Source organism: Streptomyces sp. NPDC126510, assembly GCF_040302345.1.
Classification (GTDB): domain Bacteria; phylum Actinomycetota; class Actinomycetes; order Streptomycetales; family Streptomycetaceae; genus Streptomyces.
Map to the genome: position 1 here is coordinate 1 of NZ_JBEORR010000013.1, position 20,995 is coordinate 20,995.

Here is a 20,995-nt window from a genome sequence, read left to right on the forward strand (position 1 = left end):
CGGGTGAACTGCGCCTTCTCCGGCCCCCCGCCCCGCGGGGGGGGGGCTTCGGGCACCACGGGTGCCCGAAGCCCCCGCCGTCGTCATGAGCAGACCTTGCCGTCCTTCGGCACCGAACCGTCCAGCAGGTACGCGTTCACCGTGGAGTCGACGCAGTCGCTCCCGCTGCCGTACGCGCCATGCCCCTCGCCCCGCCACGTGAGCAGCACTCCGACCCCCTTGCCCAGTTCGCCGGCCATCCTGCGCGCGCCCTCGTACGGGGTGGCCGGGTCGCCGGTGTTGCCGACCACGAGGACCGGCGCCGCGCCGGGGGCGCTCACTTCCGGGGTGTCGTGCTGTCCGGGCACCGGCCAGTCGTGGCACCAGCCGGCCGTGTCCCAGCCGAGGAAGGTCCCGAAGACCGGGGAGATCTTCTCGAATCGGGGCAGCAACCGCTTCGTCTCGGCCACCGTCGGCCGCTGCCGGTCGTCCAGGCACGATATGACCCGTTGGGAGTGGCTCGTCGTGCCGTAGCGCCCCGACGGGACACGTTCGTTGTAGCGGTCGGCGAGGGTCAGCAGCTCCGAGCCGTCACCCCGTTCGGCCGCGTCGAGGGCGCTGGTCAGCGTCGGCCAGCTGTCCTTGCTGTACAGCGGCAGGATGATGCCGGTCACCGCGAGGGCCTGGGTCAGCTTCCGCCCGGGCACGCCCGCCGGGAGAGGCCGGGCGTCGATCCGCCGCAACAGGGCCGCGATCTTCCGCGAGCCCTCCTGAGGGTCCTGGCCGGTGGACTCGAGGTAATTGTTCAGCGCGCGCTGGAAGCCCCTGGCCTGGTTCTCGGCGTGGCCTACGGTGTCCGCCCCGGGGTCGACGACCGCGTCCAGCGTCATGCGTCCCACCTTCTTCGGGAACAGATGCGCGTAGGTGCCGCCCAGTTCGGTGCCGTAGGAGATGCCGTAGTAGTTCATCCTCTTGTCGCCGAGGACTTCACGGATGCGGTCCATGTCACGGGCCGAGTCGGCGGTCGAGACGTGGGACATGAGCTCCCCGGCGTCCTTCTGGCAGCCCTTGCCGAAGTCGGTGGCGTCCTCCAGGTACGCCTTCTCCTCGGCGGGGGTGTCCGGAGTGAGATCCACCGACTCGGCGGCCTGGATCTCCTTGTCGCCCCGGCAGCGGATCCCCTCGCTCGCGCCCACCCCGCGCGGGTCCCAGCTCACCAGGTCGTACCGCTCGCGCAGTGATGAGACGGTCGGGGCGTACGACGGCATCATGGACACGCCCGAGGCGCCCGGGCCGCCGAAGTTGAACAGCAGTGACCCGACGCGGTCGCCGCCGCGCGCCTTGGCACGGATCAGCCCCAGGCCGATCGTCTCGCCGTCCGGCTTCGACCAGTCCAGCGGCACCTTCAGCGTCGCGCACTGCCAGTCGCTGCTCGGCGCGGGGCCGTCTGACGTGGCCTTGCAACGCCCCCAGGACAGCCCACCCTTGTCGTCGTCGGACGGACCGCCGCCGCAGCCCGCGGCCAGCAGAGCCGACGCGGCCGCCAGAGCGGTCCACCGAACGAAGCGTGTCATTGCCCATCCCCCCTCGCAGGCCCTCCGCTTCGTGCCGCGGATGGCGGTCCGGCCATGGTAGGCAGATCCAGCCTCGACCGTCCCAGCCTGTGGATAACCCTGTGACCTGCGAGTTCGCCCGGATCGCTGAGGGTGTCAGGTGCAGACGGTCCCGGCCGGCGGCACCTTCCCGTCCAGCAGATAGCCGTTCACCGCGCCCTGTACGCACGGGTTCTTGCTGTCGTAGGCGCCGTGGCCCTGACCCCGGTAGGTGAGCTCGACTCCGACGCCCTGGCCCAGCGCGTTCACCATCGCTCTCGCACCCTCGTACGGCGTGGCCGGGTCACCGGTGTTGCCGACGACCAGAATGGGCGCCGAGCCCGGAGCGCTGACGTCAGGGTGGTCCGCCGCGCCCGCCACGGCCCAGTCGGTGCAGCCGATCATGCCCCAGGCCCAGGAGTCGCCGAACAGGGGTGACGCCGCTCGGAACTCGGGCAGCTTCCGTTCCACGTAGGAGGTGTCGTAGCGCGGCTTGGCATCTGCGCAGCTGATTGCGGTGTTGGCGGCGGTTGAGTTGTCGTACTCGCCGTTCTCGCTGCGCCCGGTCAGAGAGTCGGACAACAGCATCAGGATGCTCCCGTCACCGTCGTAGGCCTGATTCAGGCCCTCGGTGAGGGTCTCCCACAAGTCTTGTGAGTACAGCGCTTGCGCGATGCCGTTCGTTGCCGCGCTCTGGGTCAGTTGGCGCGGGAATACGCCCGCAATCGGTCTGTCTTCGAGGTCATTCAGCAGCGTGGCGATGCGATCCGTCACGTTGTGCGCGCTGTCGCCGATGGGGCACTCCTCGGTCTTCGACACACAATCCTCGGCGAAGTTTTCGAGCGCGAGCTGGAAGCCCTTGACCTGCGCGAGCGAGCCCTGTTCGGGGTTCAGGCTGGGGTTCACGACGGCGTCGAACACGGCACGGCCGACCCGCTTGGGGAACAGATGGGCATAGACGCCGCCGAGTTCGGTGCCGTAGGAGAAGCCGAAGTAATGCAGTCTGTCGTCGCCGAGGACGTGGCGCATAAGGTCCAGGTCACGGGCCGCGTCGGTGGTGCGCACATGGGGCAGGACCTTCTCGGAATGCTGCTCGCAGGCGTCGTTGAACCTTCTGGTGTTGTCCACGAGCCGGCTGCGTTCGGCGGCATCGTCTGGCGTGGAGTCCTGCTGGAAGTAGGCGTCGAGCTGCTGGTCGTTCTCGCAGATCACGGGGTCGCTGCGGCCGACCCCGCGCGGGTCGAAGCTGACCAGGTCGTAGCGGGTGCGCAGCTTCTCGTAGTCCTTGGCGGCAGCGGGCAGCGTGGCGACGCCCGAGCTGCCGGGGCCGCCGAAGTTGAAGACGAGCGAGCCGATGCGTTCGTTCCCCGTGCCGGTGGTCCTGACCCTGATCAGCTCGAGGTCGATCGTGTCGCCCTTGGGTTCGCTCCAGTCGAGCGGGGCCTTCATCGTCGCGCACTGCCACTCACCGTCGTCCGGCAGGGGAGTGGGGGCGGGGCCGCCGCCCTGGGCCTCGTCCGGGGCCGGGCATGCCTTCCAGCTCAAGTCCTGCCGCGTCACGTCCTCGTCCCGGGCGTCGTCGCCGCAGCCCGCCAGCACGGTGGACAGCAGGACGGCGGAGGCGGTCAGGGCCGCGGCGCGCAGCCGGATGAGGGATGGCATGGTTCCATCCTGCGGCGGGCCCGGACGGGGCGCGCGGGACGCGTGCCGTACGAGGTAGGAGGGTTCAGTGAGGCGAAAGGGCCTGCTCGCCGGGCCGACGGGCTCACGAACCGCACGCCCGGCCGGATCGGGTCAGAGGGGCTGACGAACCCCGCCCCGACCTGTCGGGTCTGAGACGCCGGCGAACCCGCGCCCGCCCCGGTCGGGTCAGAGGGCCTGCTTGCGCGAGAGGTGGTTGAAGGCCAGCCAGCCCGGCAGGACGGGCAGCCACAGCGTCAGCAGGCGGAACAGCAGGACCGCCGGTGCCGCGACCTCCTTGGGGAGCCCGACGGCGATGAGGCCGACCGTCAGGGTCGCCTCGACCGCCCCCACACCGCCCGGTGTCGGCGCCGCGGACCCGAGGGCGTTGCCCGCGAGGAAGACGACGGCGACGCTGGCGATGCTGATCGAGGTGGAGTCGTCGCCGAACGCGCGGATCGACGCGTCCAGGCACATCACGAAGCAGGCCGTCAGCAGCAGCATGCCGCCGATGCCCGTGACCAGCTTCTGCGGTCGCTGGAGCACGTCCAGCATGCGCGGCACGACACCCGCGAACAGCGACCGCACGCGCGTGACGACGAACTTCCGCAGGAACGGCACCGAGGTCACCACGAGCACGAGCACCGCCACCGTCAGCAGGCCCGCGATGACCGTCCGGGACGGCGACAGCGACGGCGTCTTCTCGGTGCCGGTGAGATAGCCGAAGGACAGCAGCATCAGGATGTGGCAGCCGAGCCCGAACAGCTGCGACGCGCCGACACTCGCCACCGCGAGCCCTGGCCGCACTCCCGCGCGCTGCAGGAAGCGTGTGTTCAGCGCGACACCGCCGACGGCCGCCGGGGCGACGATCTTCACGAACGACCCGGCGACCTGCGCCGCCACGGTCCGCACGAACGGCACCCGCTCGGGTACGAAGCCCAGCAGGGCCATCGCGGCGGCGACGTAGCTGCACATCGAGAACAGCACGGCCGCGGCGACCCAGCCCCACTCGGCGTTCGCGATGAGCGGCCCGAACTCGATGTGCGTGAGCTGCGTCAGCAGGAAGTACGCGCCGATCGCGCCGGCGATGAAACTGATCAGCGTGCGCGGACGCACCCGCTCCAGCCGGGCCGGCTCGACGGGTGCCTGCGGCCTGATCCGCAGCACCGCGTGCCGGATCTGCGTGAGCAGGTCCTCCTCACGGGCCTCCTCCAGCGCTTCGTCGATCGCCCGCTTCTCGGCGCGCTGCTCCGCCCGTACGGCCTTCTTGTCGGGTTTCTCCTGGACGGGCCCGGACTCGTCCGCGTGCTCCTCCAGGCGGGCCTGCTTGGCCACCTGAGAAGCCTCCAGTACCGCTTCGCGCTCGCGCTGTGCCCGCTCCCGGGCCAGTCTGCGCAGCGTCGCGCGCGTGGAGCGGCTGAGCGCGATGGGCTGAAGCATCGGCAGACAGTCCGCCACCGCGTCGGGGCCGAGCACGCCCACCGCGGAGGCCACCGCCCGCTCGGCGCCCACCCGGAGGCCGAGCGTCACCAGCAGCTGGGAGGTGTCCATGCGCAGCAGAAGGTCACCGGCCGCGATCTCGCCGACGCGCAGGTCGGTGAGGATCACCGTGCCGGAACGATCCACCAGGATCGCGTCGCCCACCAGCCTGCGATGCGCGATACGCCGTGACTGCAGCGCCTTCACCTGGTGCCAGGTGTCGCGCAGCAGGTCGTCGGTGATCTCCTCGTCCGGCAGCGAGTCGAGGGTGCGTGCGCCGCTGTGCTCGTAGACGAGCATCACGGCGTCGGGGCCGAGCTCGGAGGTTGCGATCAGCTTGGGTGCGTTGGCGCCCGCCGCGATGGCCGCGTAGGCCAGCAGCGCCTCCTGCTCCAGGGCCTGCCGCAGCGACTGGAGACTGCTGCGGGTGGCGAAGCCGCGCAGAGTGAGGTTGCGCCACGCGCGGTAGAAGAAGCCCTGTGCCTGCTGCTCCCGGTCGACCACGGTCACGTCCAGGGGCGGGCCGTCCTCAAGGGTGACGAAGTAGCGCCGCCCCCGGTCCCCGGTGTCCGGGTTGTCCGAGGTGTCCTCGCGGGACGCGCTGACCGGGCGGAAGCCGACGGTCCGCAGGCCTGCCATCAGCGTCTGCCCGGTGGGCCGGACGTTGGGCGAGCCGACGGCGTACAGCGTGCCGTAGGCCACCGTCCAGCCGATCAGCACGGTCAGGATGATCGAGAACGGGGTCGTGTACCCGGTGACGAGCATCGAGAAGGCGTCGAGGAGCAGCACGACCCACAGCACCGCGCGCCATCTCGGTCTGCGGGACATGCCGACGGCCGTCATGTAGGCGATGACCGGGGCGAGGTATCCGTGCACGGGGTCGGTCAGCGCGTGGATGTCGCCGGGGGAGGGCTGGGTGAGCGCCTCCTGGATGGAGTCGGGTGCGGCCCGGGCGACCCACAGGTCCGTGGCGAGGGTCACGCCGTGTGCGAGGACCGCCGCCAGGACGCCGTCCGCGATGCGGAGCCCGTCCCGTTTGATCAGCCGCTCGATGGCGAAGGCGACCGGCACCAGCAGGATGGCGATGCTGGAGGCCAGCCCCGCGATCTTGATGAGCAGGTCGGGTGCCTGACCGGTGCCCTTGTTGATGTCCTGTTCGAGGCCCGAGGTGGTGCCGTGCGCGAACGCGGCGATCCCGATCAGGACCGCGACGGCGAGCACACCCACCAGCAGACGCATCAGGTCGGACGGGCGGTGCACGCGCGCGGGGAGCAGCGGCTCGTCGCCCTCCACCTCGTCGATGTGCGCGAACTCGGGCTCCCCGGCGGCCCCGCGCGTCTTCTTCGCGGCCCCCTTGGGGCTGTCGTCCGGAGTGCCCGGGCGCGACGAAGCGTCAGAGATGCCCTCCGTGTCCTCGGGGTGCGCACCCTGCTGCTTCATCGTCTCTTCTTGGTCTCGTATCACCGGTCACCGCCCGCACGATGGTGGCATGCCGCACCGGCACACGGGGCAATCAGGGTGCACATGCGGGGGCGGACAGTCTGCCCGATGCGTCCCTTCCCGGTGGCGGAAACGCTCCGGAGCGCGCCCGGCCCGTTGTCGGTGGGGTGCGGCAGGATGGGGCGGATGAGTGAGCAGAGGAGCCCTGAGGGGGGCCGGTACGAGGACGAGCTCGCGCAGGCGCTGCCCGAGTACGCCGAGCGGGTCCTCGACGTCGCCGAGCTGATCCCGGCGGGTCGTGTCATGACCTACGGGGACGTCGCCGAGTGGCTGGAGCAGGGCGGCCCGCGCCAGGTCGGCCGTGTCATGGCGCTCTACGGCGGAGCCGCTCCGTGGTGGCGTGTCGTCCGCGCGGACGGCGTCCTGCTGCCGGGGCACGAACAACGGGCGCTCGGCCACTACCGGGCGGAGGGCACGCCCCTGAAAGAGGCGAGCCGCGCCGCCGAGGGCCACCTGCCGCGCATCGACATGAGACGCGCGCGGTGGGACGGCGGTGATCGCGCGGAGGGCCACACCTGACAGCTTCCGCCATCGGACGGCCGCCCGTGTGACCCGTGATCCGTACGGGGGAATCGGGGCACACCGGGGGCATGACGTACGTTCGTGAGGTGAGGGGCATGAGTGCCACGAGTGCCGCGAGTGGTCGGCGGGAAGAAGGGGAAGCCCTGCTTCCGCCCGGCCCGTCGGCGTAGCGTCGGCCGCGCGTGCCCCCGTCACCCCGCGGTCACCGCCCGCCACGCGCGGTGGCCCGCCACCCAGCACTTCCACCAGAACCGGCGAACCACGTGAGCTCCTCTTTCTCCACCAGCGGCCTGTCGCACCCCCGGGTGCGGCGGGGGAGCCGTGGCGCTTACCGACTGGTACGTACCCCTCCTGCCCGCATGGACCCCCCTCTTCTGGACGCCGCGCAGCGCTCGGTGGTTGACCACACCGCCGGTCCGCTGCTCGTCCTCGCAGGTCCGGGCACGGGCAAGACCACCACCCTGGTCGAGTCCGTGGCCGAGCGCGTCGCCCGGGGAGGGGACCCGGAGCGCGTCCTGGTGCTCACGTTCAGCCGCCGGGCGGCCGTCGAACTGCGCGACCGCATGGCCCTGCGGACCGGCGCCGCCCGCGCCCCCCGGGCGACCACCTTCCACTCGTTCTGCTACGCCCTGGTCCGCGCCCACCAGGACGGCGACCTGTTCGTGGAGCCGCTGCGCCTGCTGTCCGGCCCCGAACAGGACGTCTCGGTGCGGGAGCTGCTCGCGGGCCAGGCCGATCTGGAACGGCTCGGGCTCGCGCACGTGCGCTGGCCGGACGAGCTGCGCGCCTGCCTGACCACCCGCGGCTTCGCCGACGAGGTCCGCGCGGTCCTTGCCCGCAGCCGTGAGCTGGGCCTCGGCCCCGACGCCCTGGACGCCTTCGCCCGCCGCACGGGACGGCCCGACTGGCGCGCCGCGGCCGCCTTCCTCGCCGAATACCTCGACGTGCTCGACCTGCAGGGCGTGATCGACTACGCGGAACTCGTCCACCGCGCGGTCCTCCTCGCCCGCCGTCCCGAGGTCGCCGCGTGGCTCGCCGCCCGGTACGACGCCGTCTACGTCGACGAGTACCAGGACACGGATCCCGCTCAGGTGCGGCTGCTGGACGCCCTGGCCGGCGGCGGCCGCACGCTCGTGGCCTTCGGCGACCCCGACCAGTCGATCTACGCGTTCCGCGGTGCCGACGTGAACGGCATCCTGGACTTCCCGCATGCCTTCCCGCGCGCGGACGGCCGCCCGGCCCCCGTCTCGGTGCTGCGGACGTCCCGCCGCTCCGGGGCCGGCCTGCTGGCCGCCACCCGCCTCCTCACCCAGCGCATGCCCCTGACCCGCCTGCCCGCCGAGAAGGTCCGCGCCCATCGCGAACTCACCCCGGTGCGGGACGGCGGCCGCGTCGAGGTGTACACGTACCCGACGTCCGGGACGGAGCTGGACAACATCGCCGACATCCTCCGCAGGGGACACCTGGAGGACGGCGTTCCGTGGAGCGACATGGCCGTCCTCGTGCGCGCCGGTTCCCGCACCATCCCGACGCTCCGCCGCGCCCTCTCGGCGGCGGGCGTCCCGGTGGACGTCGACGGTGACGATCTGCCCCTGCGGCAGGAACCGGCGGTGGCGCCCCTGCTGACGGCGCTGCGGGCGGTGGCCACGGCGGAGGCAGGCCCCGTCGAGGAGCCTCAGGCCGCCGAGCGGAACGCGGCCCCCGAGTCTGCGGAGGCCGAGCGGGATGCGCTTCCCGAGTCTCAGGTCGCCGATGCGTCCGCCGAACCTGTGGAGCCCGACCAGGACACCTCCTCCGAGGTCGCCGCTTCCGTGCATCAGGGCACCTGCTGGCTCGACACCGAAACCGCCCTCACCCTCCTGACCTCCCCCCTCGCGAGCATGGACGCCGCCGACCTGCGCCGCCTCGGCCGCGCCCTGCGCGACGAGGAGCGAGCCGCCGGCAACCCGCTGCCCCCGCCCTCCGACGTGCTGCTCGCACAGGCGCTCGCCGAGCCGGAGCGACTCGCCGTGCACGACCCCACGTACGCGCGTGGCGCCCAGCGCCTCGGCGCGCTGCTGCGCAAGGCCCGCGAGCGCCTGGCCGGCGGCGGTACGGCCGAGGAGGCGCTGTGGGACCTGTGGGAGGGCACACCGTGGCCCGCGCGGCTGGAACGGGCCGCCCGCCGGGGCGGCGCCGCCGGACGCAACGCCGACCGTGACCTGGATGCCGTGTGCGCCCTGTTCGCCACCGCCGCCCGCGCCGAGGAGCGCACCGGCGGCCGGGGCGCCCTGAACTTCCTCGCGGAGACCGACGCCGAGGACATCGCCGCCGACACCCTCACGCGGCGTGCCGTACGCCCCGACGCCGTCCGCCTGATGACCGCGCACCGCTCCAAGGGCCTTCAGTGGCGTCTCGTGGTCGTCGCGGGCGTCCAGGAGGGCCTGTGGCCCGACCTGCGCCGCCGGGGCTCCCTCCTGGAGGCCGACCGCATCGGCCGCGACGGCCTCGCCGAACCCCTCACCCCCGGCGCCCTGCTCGCCGAGGAGCGCCGACTGTTCTACGTCGCCGCCACGCGCGCGCGTGAACGCCTCGTCGTGACCGCGGTCAAGGCCCCCGCCGACGACGGCGACCAGCCCTCCCGCTTCCTCACCGAACTCGGCGTCGAACCCAAGGACGTCTCGGGCCGCCCCCGCCGCCCGCTGTCCGTCGCCGCACTCGTCGCCGAACTGCGCGCCACCACCGTCGACCCGCGCGTCTCGGACGTACTCCGGGAGGCCGCCGCGCACCGCCTGGCCCGGCTCGCCGCCCTCGCCGACGAGGACGGCCGCCCCCTGGTGCCGTCCGCGCACCCGTACCGCTGGTGGGGCATGTTCGAGCCGACCGCGTCCAAGGTGCCGCTGCGCGACCGCGACCAGCCCGTGGTGCTCTCCGGCAGCGCGCTCGACCAACTGGCCAACACCTGCGCCCTGCAGTGGTTCCTGGGCCGAGAGGTGAAGGCAGACGCGCCCGCGACGGCCGCCCAGGGCTTCGGCAACGTGGTGCACGTGCTCGCCGACGAGGTCGCCTCCGGGCACACCCCGGCCGACCTCGGCGTTCTCATGGAACGCCTCGACTCCGTGTGGAACGCGCTGGCCTTCGACGCGCCGTGGAAGTCGGCCCAGGAGAAGGACAACGCGCGCGTGGCGCTCGAACGGTTCCTGCAGTGGCACGTCATGAACCGCACCGGCCGCACCCCCGTGGCCAGCGAGCACGACTTCGACGTCACCCTCGAGGCGGGCGACTACCAGGTGCGCATCCGCGGCCAGATGGACCGGGTCGAGGCGGACGGCGACGGCCGCGCCTACGTGGTCGACTTCAAGACCGGCAAGCAGGCGCCCAGTTCCAAGGAGGTGGAGCGTCACCCGCAGCTCGCCGTCTACCAGCTGGCCGTCCGCGAGGGTGCCGTCGACGAGGCCTTCGACGGCGTACGTCCCGAACCGGGCGGCGCCGAACTGGTCCACCTCCGGCAGGGGGCGGCGAAGCGCGACGGCGGCGAGAGCGTGCCCAAGGTGCAGGCCCAGGAGCCGCTGGAGGGGGAGTGGGTCGGCGACCTGCTCGCCACGGCAGCCGGCAAGGTCCTCGACGAGCGCTTCACGCCCACCGCCGGGCAGCACTGCACGCACTGCGCGTTCCGGGCGTCGTGCAGCGCGCGCCAGGAGGGGCGTCAAGTCGTCGAGTGAGGTATCGCACCACCTGTGCTGACCAGCGCTTCTTCCTGCCCGGGAGGCCGGTGTGGCCGACACTGTCAGTGGCCGCCGCTAGCCTTTCGATGTGCCCGCCCGTATCACCGATCCCGAACAGCTCAAGGAGCTCCTCGGCATCCCGTTCACCCCGGAGCAGACGGCCTGCATCACCGCGCCGCCCGCCCCGCAGGTGATCGTGGCCGGAGCCGGCTCGGGCAAGACGACGGTGATGGCGGCCCGCGTGGTGTGGCTGGTCGGCACCGGCCAGGTCGCCCCCGAGCAGGTGCTCGGCCTCACCTTCACCAACAAGGCCGCCGCCGAACTCGCCGAGCGCGTCCGCAAGGCGCTGGTGAAGGCCGGCGTGACCGACCCGGACGCCATCGACCCGGACAATCCGCCGGGCGAGCCGGCGATCTCCACGTACCACTCCTTCGCGGGCCGTCTGCTGACCGACCACGGCCTGCGCCTCGGTCTCGAGCCCACGTCACGGCTGCTCGCCGACGCCACCCGCTTCCAGCTCGCCGCGCGGGTCCTGCGCGAGGCCCCGGGGCCCTACCCGGCCCTGACCCGCTCCTTTCCCGACCTGGTCGGCGACCTCCTCGCCCTCGACGCCGAACTCGCCGAGCACCTCGTACGCCCGGAGGCACTGCGCGCGTACGACGCCGAACTGCTGCTGACCCTGCGGGGCGCCAAGCTCAGCAACGCCGACCTGCGCAAGGTCCCCGAAGCGGCCGCCGCCCGGCGGGAACTCGCCGAGCTGGTCACCCGCTACCGGGCCGCCAAACGTGAGCGGGACCTGCTCGACTTCGGTGACCAGATCGCCCTGTCGGCCCGGCTCGCCGGGATCCCCGAGGTCGGCCGCCTCCTGCGCGACGAGTTCCGGGTGGTCCTGCTCGACGAGTACCAGGACACCTCGGTCGCCCAACGCGTCCTCCTGGCAGGGCTGTTCGGCGAAGGCACCGGCCATCCGGTCACCGCCGTCGGCGACCCCTGCCAGGCGATCTACGGCTGGCGCGGCGCCTCCGTCGCCAACCTCGACGACTTCCCCGAGCACTTCGCCCACGCCGACGGCCGCCCCGCGACCCGCCAGGCGCTCAGCGAGAACCGCCGCAGCGGTGGCCGCCTCCTCGACCTCGCCAACGGCCTCGCAGAGCCCCTGCGGGATCTGCACGCCGGCGTGGAAGCCCTCCGCCCCGCCCCCGGCGCCGAACGCGACGGCACGGTCCGCTGCGCCCTGCTGCGCACCCACGCCGAGGAGATCGACTGGGCCGCCGACTCCGTCGCCCACCTCGTCCGGACCGGGACGGCGCCGGGCGAGATCGCCGTCCTGTGCCGCACGGCGACCGACTTCGCCGAGATCCAGGGCGCCTTGGTCGCCCGGGACATCCCGGTCGAGGTCGTCGGCCTGTCCGGGCTGCTGCACCTGCCCGAGATCGCCGACCTCGTCGCCGTCTGCGAGGTCCTCCAGGACCCCGGCGCCAACGCCTCCCTGGTGCGCCTGCTCACCGGCCCCCGCTGGCGCATCGGCCCGCGCGACCTCGCCCTGCTGGGGCGGCGCGCCCGGCTCCTCGTGGCCCACGCGCGCGTGGCGGACGACGACGACCAGGACCGCCGCCTCGCCGAGGCCGTCGAAGGGGTCGACCCGTCCGAGGTGACCTCCCTCGCGGACGCCCTCGACACCTTCCTCGAGACCTCGCTGGACGGCCGCGGGGCCGACGACGGACTGCCGTTCTCGCCCGACGCGCGCGTGCGCTTCGCCCGGCTCGCCACCGAACTGCGCGAGCTGCGCCGCTCCCTGGCCGACCCGCTGATGGACGTCCTGCACCGCGTCCTCGCCGTCACCGGCCTGGAGGTGGAGCTGTCGGCGTCCCCGCACGCCCTGGCCGCCCGCCGCCGCGAGACCCTGTCCAACTTCCTGGACGTCGCCGCCTCCTTCGCCGCCGGCGACAACGAGGCGACCCTGCTCGCCTTCCTCGGCTTCCTGCGTACCGCCGCCCAGTACGAGAAGGGGCTCGACAACGCCCTCCCGGGCGGCGACAACACCGTCAAGGTGCTCACCGCCCACAAGTCCAAGGGCCTGGAGTGGGACGTCGTGGTCGTCCCCGGCCTGGTTACCGGCACCTTCCCCAGCAGCCAGGGCCGCGAGAAGTGGACCTCCCAGGGCAAGGTCCTGCCGCACGGGCTGCGCGGCGACGCCGACACCCTGCCCGAGGTGCCGTCCTGGGACGCCAAGGGCCTGAAGGCCTTCCACGAGGCCATGAAGGACCACCAGCACACCGAGGAACTCCGCCTCGGCTACGTCACCTTCACCCGGCCCCGCTCCCTTCTCCTCGGTTCCGGCCACTGGTGGGGCCCGACCCAGAAGAAGCGCCGCGGACCGTCCGCCTTCCTCCAGGCCCTCTACGAGCACTGCGAGGCCGGGCACGGCGAGATCGAGGCCTGGGCGGACGAACCCGCCGAGGACGAGGAGAACCCCGCCCTGCACCGGGCGACGGCCGACCAGGTCTGGCCCCTGCCCCTGGACGAGACGGCCCTGGCCCGCCGCCGCGCGGCCGCCGAGACCGTCCTGGCCCATCTGGAGGACCTCGCGTCCCGGGAGGACGGGCAGCCCACGGCCACACACGACCCGGACGACCTCGCCGATCCGGAGTGGCCCCCACCCCCCGAGGACGACGAGCCTCCCTACGAAGGGCCTGTGCACGACGAACCGGACCCGTTCGACGAGGAGCCCTTCGACGAGGACCCGTTCGGCAAGGACCCCTTCGACGAGGATCCTCTCGACGACGACCCCTTCGATGAGGGTGCCGTCGCAGAGGCCCCTCACGAAGGCGCCTCCGGGGAAGACCCGGCGGGTGGTGACGCCCGGGCCGCAGTCCGCCCCACCGTCCCCCACCAGGCGGCGCCACCGGAGCGCCGCGCCGGTCACCCCCACCCCAAGGCTCCCGAGCGCCCGGGCCCCCGTCGGCGGGAACACCCGCACCTCACCCCGGAGGAATCCCGCACCATCGCCTCCTGGGACCGCGACCTCGACGCCCTCACCGGCGAACTCCTGCGCGCCCGCGACAGCGTCACCGAGGTCCCCCTGCCTGCCTCGCTCTCGGCGTCCCAGCTGCTGCTCCTGGCCGCCGACCCGGACGGCCTGGCCCAGGAGCTGGCCCGCCCCATGCCCCGGCCGCCCCAGCCCGCTGCCCGCCGTGGCACCCGCTTCCACGCCTGGGTCGAGGCCCGCTTCGAAGAGCTCAGGCTGCCCATGCTGGAACCGGAGGAACTGCCCGGCAGCGATGCCGAGGTCGCCGACGAACGGGACCTCGAGGCCCTCAAGGAGGCCTTCGAGCGCACCCCGTACGCGCACCGCACGCCCTACCGGGTGGAGGCCCCCTTCCAGCTCGAGATCGCCGGCCGGATCGTCCGGGGCCGCATCGACGCCGTCTACAAGGAGGGTGCCGGGGACGAGGCGACGTACGAGATCGTCGACTGGAAGACCAGCCGTTCCCGGACCGCCGACCCGCTCCAGCTCGCCGTCTACCGCCTGGGCTGGGCCGAGCAGCGGGGCGTGCCGCCGGAGTCGGTCACGGCCGCGTTCCTGTACGTGCGCAGCGGGGAGGTCGTACGCCCGAAGCTGCCGGACCGCGCCGCCTTGGAGCGGCTGCTGCTGGAGGACCCGTCCGGCGGCGAGGCGGGTGCCCGGACGAGCGCGCGGACAGGGGCGGGGCCCGGTGAGGAACCGCACTCCGAGGACGTCGGTGCGGGCCGATAGGCTCGTGACCATGAGCCAGACCCCGGACAGCGTCGTCCGTACGTACATCCAGCAGCACCGCGCCGCCTTCCTCGACGACCTCACCGAGTGGCTGCGCATCCCGTCGGTGTCCGCCCAGCCGGATCACGCGCCCGACGTACGACGCAGCGCCGACTGGCTCGCCGCCAAGCTGAAGGAGACCGGCTTCCCGACAGCCGAGGTCTGGCCGACCCCGGGCGCCCCCGCGGTCTTCGCCGAGTGGCCCTCCGACGACCCGCAGGCGCCCACCGTGCTGGTCTACGGCCACCACGACGTGCAGCCGGCCGCCCGGGAGGACGGCTGGGACAGCGAACCCTTCGAGCCGGTCGTGCGCGGCAACCGCCTCTACGCGCGCGGGGCCGCCGACGACAAGGGCCAGGTGTTCTTCCACACCCTGGGCGTCCGCGCCCACCTCGCCGCCACCGGCCGCACCACCCCGGCGGTGCACCTGAAGCTGCTGATCGAGGGCGAGGAGGAGTCCGGCTCCCCGAACTTCCGGGCCCTGGTCGAGCAGCACGCCGAACGGCTCGCCGCCGACGCCGTGATCGTCTCCGACACCGGCATGTGGTCCGAGGACACCCCCACGGTGTGCACCGGCATGCGTGGCCTCGCCGAGTGCGAGATACGCCTGTACGGCCCCGACCAGGACATCCACTCCGGCTCCTTCGGCGGCGCGGTGCCCAACCCCGCGACGGCCGTGGCCCGCCTCGTCGCCGCCCTGCACGACGAGCACGCGCGCGTGGCCATCCCCGGCTTCTACGACGGGGTGGTCGACCTCACCGACCACGAACGCGAACTCTTCGCCGAACTGCCCTTCGACGAGCAGCGGTGGCTGCGCACGGCCAGGTCGAACGCCACCCGGGGGGAGGCCGGCTACACCACCCTGGAGCGGATCTGGGCCCGCCCCACGGCGGAGGTCAACGGCATCGGCGGCGGCTACCAGGGCCACGGCAGCAAGACGATCATCCCCGCCTCCGCCATGGTGAAGCTGTCCTTCCGCCTGGTGGCGGGCCAGGACCCCGGCCATGTGGAGAAGGCCGTCCGCGCCTGGGCCCAGCAGCAGGTGCCGACCGGGATCCGCTGCGACCTCACCTTCAGCGGAGCCACGCGCCCGTGCCTGACGCCGCTGGACCACCCCGCCCTTCAGTCGGTGACCCGCGCCATGGGCCGTGCCTTCGAGCAGCCGGTCCGCTTCACGCGCGAGGGCGGCTCAGGACCGGCCGCCGACCTCCAGGACGTCCTCGGCGCCCCGGTGCTGTTCCTGGGCATCTCCGTCCCCTCGGACGGCTGGCACGCCCCGAACGAGAAAGTCGAACTCGACCTGCTCCTCAAAGGCGTCGAGACCACCGCGTACCTGTGGGGTGACCTCGCCGAGAACTGGCGCCATGAGCCCTGAGCGTCCCGTTCCGTCCGGGCCGGCCACGCGCGCGGGGCACACTGGAAACGCCGCCCCGCCCGAGCCCGCCGGACCCGGTCGCCCCCCGCCGTACGTCCCGCTGAACCGCCTGCCGAACCCGACCGTTCCACCGGGGAGTTGGAAGCACCCGTGACCACCTGGACCGACCACAACGCCGACCGCCCCATCTCGCTCACCGCCCCGAGCGGCATCGACCGGGCCGCCCACCACCGGCTCGACGAGGCCTGGCTCGCGGCGGCGTGGAGCCACCCCACGACGCGCTGCTTCGTGGTCTCCGGCGGGCAGGTCCTCATCGACGAGACGGCGGACGGGCGCACCGAACTCGTCATGACCCCCTCCTTCGAAGCTCCCCTCACCGAGGCACACCGCTACTTCCTCGGCATCGACGAGGACGGGGTCAGCTACTTCGCCCTCCAGAAGGACTCCCTGCCCGGACGGATGGACCAGTCCGCGCGTCCGGCCGGCCTGCGCGAGGCGGGCGCCCTGCTGTCGGCCCGCGACGTGGGCCTGATGGTGCACGCGGTGGGACTGGAGAACTGGCAGCGCACGCACCGTTTCTGCTCGCGCTGCGGCGAGCGCACCGTCATCGCCGCCGCCGGACACATCCGCCGCTGCCAGGCCTGCGGCGCGGAGCACTACCCGCGCACCGACCCCGCCGTGATCATGGCCGTGACCGACGAGGACGACCGCATCCTGCTCGGCCGCCAGGTCCACTGGCCCGAGGGCCGCTTCTCGACGCTGGCCGGCTTCGTCGAGCCCGGCGAGGCCATCGAGCAGTCGGTGCGCCGCGAGGTCCACGAGGAGGTCGGCATCAGCGTCGGCCAGGTCGAGTACGTCGCCAGCCAGCCCTGGCCCTTCCCGTCCAGCCTCATGCTGGGCTTCATGGCCCGGGCCACCTCGACCGAGATCGAGGTCGACGGCGACGAGATCCACGAGGCCCGCTGGTTCTCCCGGGAGGAGCTGCACGCCGCCTTCGAGTCCGGCGAGATGCTCCCGCCCTACGGCATCTCGATCGCGGCGCGCCTGATCGAGCTCTGGTACGGCAAGCCGCTCCCGACACGGAGCGTCGTCTGACCCGTCAGCGCGGCGTTCGAACCGGCATGCAGGAAGGCGGCCCCTGAGCTTCCTCAGGGGCCGCCTTCCCCGCACCAGCACACGGCGCCTAGGCGCCGATCTTCTGCTTCACCTGAGCCAGCGAGGGGTTCGTGAGCGTCGAGCCGTCCGGGAACAGGACGGTGGGCACCGTCTGGTTTCCGCCATTGGCCTTCTCCACGAAGGCGGCGGACTCCGGGTCCTGCTCGATGTTGATCTCGGTGTACGCGATGCCCTCGCGGTCCATCTGGCTCTTCAGCCGGCGGCAGTAGCCGCACCACGTGGTGCTGTACATCGTCACAGTGCCCAGCATGTCTCTCGTGCTCCTTCGGTGGCTCGGGGCGGGTGGTCGCTGTGGTGGAACGTATGCGGAAGGTCCACCATTCCCGGTCCCCGGGCCCGGCCCGACGTGACGCCTGCCGCATTGGTACGACTATCGGTGCCTGCCTGTGGACAACCGGCGCAGCCGTCTCGCGCGACCTGGCAGCATGGCTGTGTGACAGCAGCAACGCACTCCACCCTGTTCCCGCAGGTACCGGACTCCGCCGACGCCGTGCTCGAAGGACTCGACCCCGAGCAGCGCGAGGTGGCCACGGCCCTGCACGGTCCGGTGTGCGTCCTGGCAGGCGCGGGCACGGGCAAGACCCGGGCGATCACCCACCGCATCGCCTACGGAGTGCGCGCGGGCATGCTGCACCCCTCCAGCGTCCTCGCCGTCACCTTCACCAACCGCGCGGCCGGAGAGATGCGCGGCCGGTTGCGCCAGCTCGGCGCCGCAGGCGTCCAGGCGCGTACGTTCCACTCGGCCGCCCTGCGCCAGCTCCAGTACTTCTGGCCGAAAGCGATCGGTGGCTCCATGCCCCGGCTCGTCGACCGCAAGATCCAGCTCGTCGCCGACGCGGCGGCGGCCTGCCGCATCCGGCTCGACCGGGGCGAGCTGCGGGACGTCACCGCCGAGATCGAATGGTCCAAGGTCACCCAGACCGTCCCCGCCGACTACGCCCCCGCCGCCGCCAAGGCCGGCCGTGAGTCCCCCCGCGACCCCGCCGAGATCGCCCAGCTCTACGCCGCCTACGAGGACGTCAAGCGCGAGCGGTCCGTCATCGACTTCGAGGACGTGCTGCTGCTGACCGTGGCCGTCCTGCAGGACCGGCACGACATCGCGGAGCAGATCCGCGCCCAGTACCAGCACTTCGTGGTCGACGAGTACCAGGACGTCAGCCCCCTCCAGCAGCGCCTGCTCGAACTGTGGCTGGGTGAACGGGACAGCCTGTGTGTGGTCGGGGACGCCAGCCAGACGATCTACTCCTTCACCGGAGCCACCCCGGACCACCTGCTTGATTTCCGCACCCGCCACCCCGGTGCCACCGTCGTCAAGCTGGTCCGCGACTACCGCTCCACCCCTCAGGTCGTCCACCTCGCCAACGGCCTGCTCGCCCAGGCCCGGGGCCGGGCCGCGGATCACCGCCTGGAGCTCGTCTCCCAGCGCGCCGCGGGGCCCGAGCCGGTCTACTGCGAGTACACCGACGAGCCCGCCGAAGCAGAAGGCGCGGCCCGCCGGATCCGGGAGCTCATCGACGCCGGGGTCCCGGCCTCCGAGATCGCGATCCTCTTCCGCACCAACGCGCAGTCCGAGACCTATGAACAGGCCCTCGCCGACGCCGCGGTGCCCTACCAGCTGCGCGGCGCCGAGCGGTTCTTCGACCGCCCGGAGGTGCGCAAGGCGGGCATCGCCCTGCGCGGCGCGGCCCGCTTCGGCGGCAACGACTCCCTTCTCGACGATGTCGTCGACCTGCCCTCGCAGGTGCGCGCCGTCCTGTCGGGGGAGGGCTGGACGACCCAGCCACCGGCCGGCTCCGGTGCGGTGAGAGAGCGCTGGGAGTCCCTGGCCGCCCTGGTGAACCTGGCCCAGGACTTCGCCGCCGCCAAGCCGGGCGCCACCCTGGCCGACCTCGTCGCCGAACTCGACGAACGGGCGAACGCCCAGCACGCCCCCACCGTCCAGGGCGTCACCCTCGCCTCGCTGCACTCGGCCAAGGGCCTGGAATGGGACAACGTCTTCCTCGTGGGTGTGGCCGAGGGCATGATGCCGATCACCTACGCGAAGACCGACGAACAGATCGAGGAGGAGCGCCGGCTCCTCTATGTCGGGGTCACCCGCGCGCGCGAGCGCCTCCATGTCTCCTGGGCGCTCTCCCGCTCGCCCGGCGGTCGCCCCAACCGCCGTCCCAGCCGTTTCCTCGACGGACTGCGCCCGGGCTCGACGGCCACCACGGGCCGTGCCCCCTCCGGCGGGGCGGGCGGAATCGAGCGCGGAATTTCCGGAACCAGGGATTCCGCCCCGAGGCGGACCTCGCGCGTTCCCGCCCGCTGCCGGGTCTGCGGCCGCACGCTCACCGACCCGGGCGAGATGAAGCTGATGCGCTGTGACGACTGCCCCTCCGACATGAACGAGGGCCTGTACGAGCGGTTGCGCGAGTGGCGGGCCGACCAGGCACGCAGCAGTGGTCAGCCCGCCTTTTGCGTGTTCACGGACAGGACGCTGATGGCGATCGCCGAGTCCGCCCCCGACGACGAACGCGAGCTCGCCCGCATCCCGGGCGTCGGGATGCGCAAGCTCACCCGCTACGGGGCCGACGTACTGGCCATCTGCGCAGGCCAGTCAGGCGCGGAGAGCACAGATCAGGACTGACACGAACTCGTCGAAAAAATAGTTTGCGCATGCCCCGGCAATCCCCATAGGTTCTTAGGCACGAGAGCAGCGGCCTTCCCGGAGGCCCTGATTCCGTGTTGTACTTGCATATCCGTCGGACTGGTTCACCCAGTCCCTCAAGACGCCGAGAGGAGGCGAGTCCAGTGATCAGCATCAACACCAGCTCCGTCAGCATCGTGAAAATGACCGATCGCTCGGCCGTCTCCGCGTGCATGCTCGGCGTTTCGAACCTGGGCACCGGTCTGTCCGGCATTCGTGCCGTCCTGTCGGCGTCCTCCTCCGTTGCTCCCGCGGGCCTTCCCGTCCGCGAGCGCAATGAGCGACCGACCAAGGCACTGGAAGCGGCAGTAACGGCACAGGCACAGGCCTATGCCTTTACGGCGACCGGTGCCGGATTCCGGAAGCAGACGACGCAGCACCACCAGATGTGGGCCTTCCGTGGGCCAGAACCCTGGAGTGATCCAGCCTGATCGCCGATCAGGCCGGCGCCTTCAGGGCCGCGGAACCCCATCCGGGATCCGCGGCCCTTCTGTTTGTCCCTGAACAGGGACGACGGACCGAAGGAGCCTCGGGACAAGAAAAGAACCCGGTACCACCACCCCCCGGCCAACAGGCCGGAACGACCTGACGAGGAAGACGAACCGTGCAACTCGAAGCGCACGCCCCGTCCGTACCGCCTTCCACGATCCCCAAGCCCGGCTCCACGGAGGACCCCGCCTTGACCCCGCTCACCGCGCTCACCGCGCTCGACGACGCCATCGAGAACCTCGGCGTACCCGTCCCGTGCCGTTCCTACGACCCGGAGGTCTTCTTCGCCGAGACGCCCGCGGACGTCGAGTACGCCAAGTCCCTCTGCCGCACCTGCCCGCTGGTCGAGGCCTGCCTCGCCGGTGCCAAGGAGCGGCGTGAGCCCTGGGGCGTCTGGGGTGGCGAGCTGTTCGTCCAGGGTGTCGTCGTCGCCCGGAAGCGGCCGCGTGGCCGCCCGCGCAAGAACCCGGTCACGGCATGAACACCGCAGGAACCATCGACCGTCCCCTCACGCACGACCCCCAGAAGCAGGCCCCGATGAAGCCGTCCACTGACGAGCCCGCCGGCTCGGCGACCCAAGACTTCCCCACCAGCGGCGCGAAGGACTCGCGTCAGAACAGGACCCGAGAGATGCAACTCATCCCAGAAGCCATGGCTCGTGCGCATATGCGCGAGCGACTGCAAGAGGCGGAGCGGGATCGCCTGGCCGTGCGCCTGGCGTCCGCCCGCCGTATGCAGCGCAGGGCGGAGCGCGCCTCACTGCGTGCCCGCCGGGCGCTCGCCATGGCGGTCATGCAGTAATCCGCTGTACCTGAAGCGGGGCGTTCCGGCCCGGGAGGCCGGGCCGCCGCCGACCTCTCACCACGGGGGCCGGTCCGTACCGAACGGACCGGCCCCCGCGGCGCGTTGTCCGCCCGGAGAGCACACGCACGGGGCCACTTGGTCTGCGTGCGGTGCCCCCGGCAGAGGACGCGATGCCCCCCGGGCAGAGGATGCGATGCCTGCCGGGCAGGG

The 20,995-nt window shown here is 72.3% G+C and carries 13 protein-coding genes; 9 read left to right on the top strand and 4 right to left on the bottom strand.

All coding sequences use genetic code 11. The features are described 5' to 3' along the window. Positions 1 to 83 precede the first annotated feature (83 nt). The 3 genes from ABTX60_RS19765 to ABTX60_RS19775 all read right to left on the bottom strand — a co-directional run bounded on the left by ABTX60_RS19765 (position 84) and on the right by ABTX60_RS19775 (position 6,170). The gene (locus ABTX60_RS19765) at positions 84 to 1,553 is read right to left on the bottom strand and encodes an alpha/beta hydrolase (protein WP_352098310.1); all 1,470 of its coding nucleotides are present in this window, start codon (positions 1,551 to 1,553) and stop codon (positions 84 to 86) included. 135 nt (positions 1,554 to 1,688) lie between these two features. Further along, on the bottom strand, positions 1,689 to 3,233 hold the full coding sequence (locus ABTX60_RS19770; protein ID WP_352098311.1) for an alpha/beta hydrolase: 1,545 nt from the start codon (positions 3,231 to 3,233) through the stop codon (positions 1,689 to 1,691). 207 nt (positions 3,234 to 3,440) lie between these two features. Next, on the bottom strand, positions 3,441 to 6,170 hold the full coding sequence (locus ABTX60_RS19775) for a lysylphosphatidylglycerol synthase domain-containing protein (RefSeq protein WP_352098312.1): 2,730 nt from the start codon (positions 6,168 to 6,170) through the stop codon (positions 3,441 to 3,443). Between the two features lie 186 nt (positions 6,171 to 6,356). Between ABTX60_RS19775 and ABTX60_RS19780 the strand changes: the two genes are divergently transcribed. The 5 genes from ABTX60_RS19780 to nudC all read left to right on the top strand — a co-directional run bounded on the left by ABTX60_RS19780 (position 6,357) and on the right by nudC (position 16,722). After that, positions 6,357 to 6,749: an MGMT family protein gene (locus tag ABTX60_RS19780; RefSeq protein WP_344458665.1), complete on the top strand. Its 393-nt coding sequence runs from the start codon at positions 6,357 to 6,359 to the stop codon at positions 6,747 to 6,749. A gap of 266 nt (positions 6,750 to 7,015) precedes the next feature. Further along, entirely contained in the window at positions 7,016 to 10,453 is a 3,438-nt protein-coding gene (locus ABTX60_RS19785; RefSeq protein ID WP_352098313.1) for an ATP-dependent helicase, read from the top strand. Positions 10,454 to 10,544: 91 nt separating this feature from the next. Then, positions 10,545 to 14,213: a UvrD-helicase domain-containing protein gene (locus ABTX60_RS19790; protein WP_352098314.1), complete on the top strand. Its 3,669-nt coding sequence runs from the start codon at positions 10,545 to 10,547 to the stop codon at positions 14,211 to 14,213. 10 nt (positions 14,214 to 14,223) lie between these two features. Then, the gene (locus ABTX60_RS19795) at positions 14,224 to 15,627 is read left to right on the top strand and encodes a dipeptidase (RefSeq protein WP_352098315.1); all 1,404 of its coding nucleotides are present in this window, start codon (positions 14,224 to 14,226) and stop codon (positions 15,625 to 15,627) included. 150 nt (positions 15,628 to 15,777) lie between these two features. Beyond that, a complete protein-coding gene (gene nudC / locus ABTX60_RS19800; RefSeq protein WP_352098316.1) occupies positions 15,778 to 16,722 on the top strand; it encodes an NAD(+) diphosphatase in 945 nt (314 codons plus the stop codon). Between the two features lie 88 nt (positions 16,723 to 16,810). Here the strand turns inward: nudC and ABTX60_RS19805 are convergent, their stop codons facing one another. Then, the gene (locus ABTX60_RS19805; RefSeq protein ID WP_003992805.1) at positions 16,811 to 17,053 is read right to left on the bottom strand and encodes a mycoredoxin; all 243 of its coding nucleotides are present in this window, start codon (positions 17,051 to 17,053) and stop codon (positions 16,811 to 16,813) included. A gap of 183 nt (positions 17,054 to 17,236) precedes the next feature. On the opposite strand from ABTX60_RS19805, the gene ABTX60_RS19810 reads away from it, so the two are divergent. From ABTX60_RS19810 to ABTX60_RS19825, 4 genes are all read left to right on the top strand, one after another. Beyond that, positions 17,237 to 19,432, top strand: a complete 2,196-nt coding sequence (locus ABTX60_RS19810; protein ID WP_352098317.1) for an ATP-dependent DNA helicase UvrD2 — start codon at positions 17,237 to 17,239, stop codon at positions 19,430 to 19,432. A 164-nt stretch (positions 19,433 to 19,596) separates the two neighbouring features. Then, positions 19,597 to 19,923, top strand: coding sequence for a hypothetical protein (locus ABTX60_RS19815; protein WP_352098318.1), 327 nt, complete (start codon positions 19,597 to 19,599; stop codon positions 19,921 to 19,923). A gap of 173 nt (positions 19,924 to 20,096) precedes the next feature. Next, complete coding sequence (locus ABTX60_RS19820; RefSeq protein WP_352098319.1) at positions 20,097 to 20,462, top strand: WhiB family transcriptional regulator; 366 nt, start codon at positions 20,097 to 20,099, stop codon at positions 20,460 to 20,462. Beyond that, positions 20,459 to 20,782: a putative WhiB-interacting protein gene (locus tag ABTX60_RS19825; protein WP_352098320.1), complete on the top strand. Its 324-nt coding sequence runs from the start codon at positions 20,459 to 20,461 to the stop codon at positions 20,780 to 20,782. The genes ABTX60_RS19820 and ABTX60_RS19825 overlap by 4 nt, the downstream gene beginning before the upstream one ends. Positions 20,783 to 20,995: the final 213 nt, after the last annotated feature.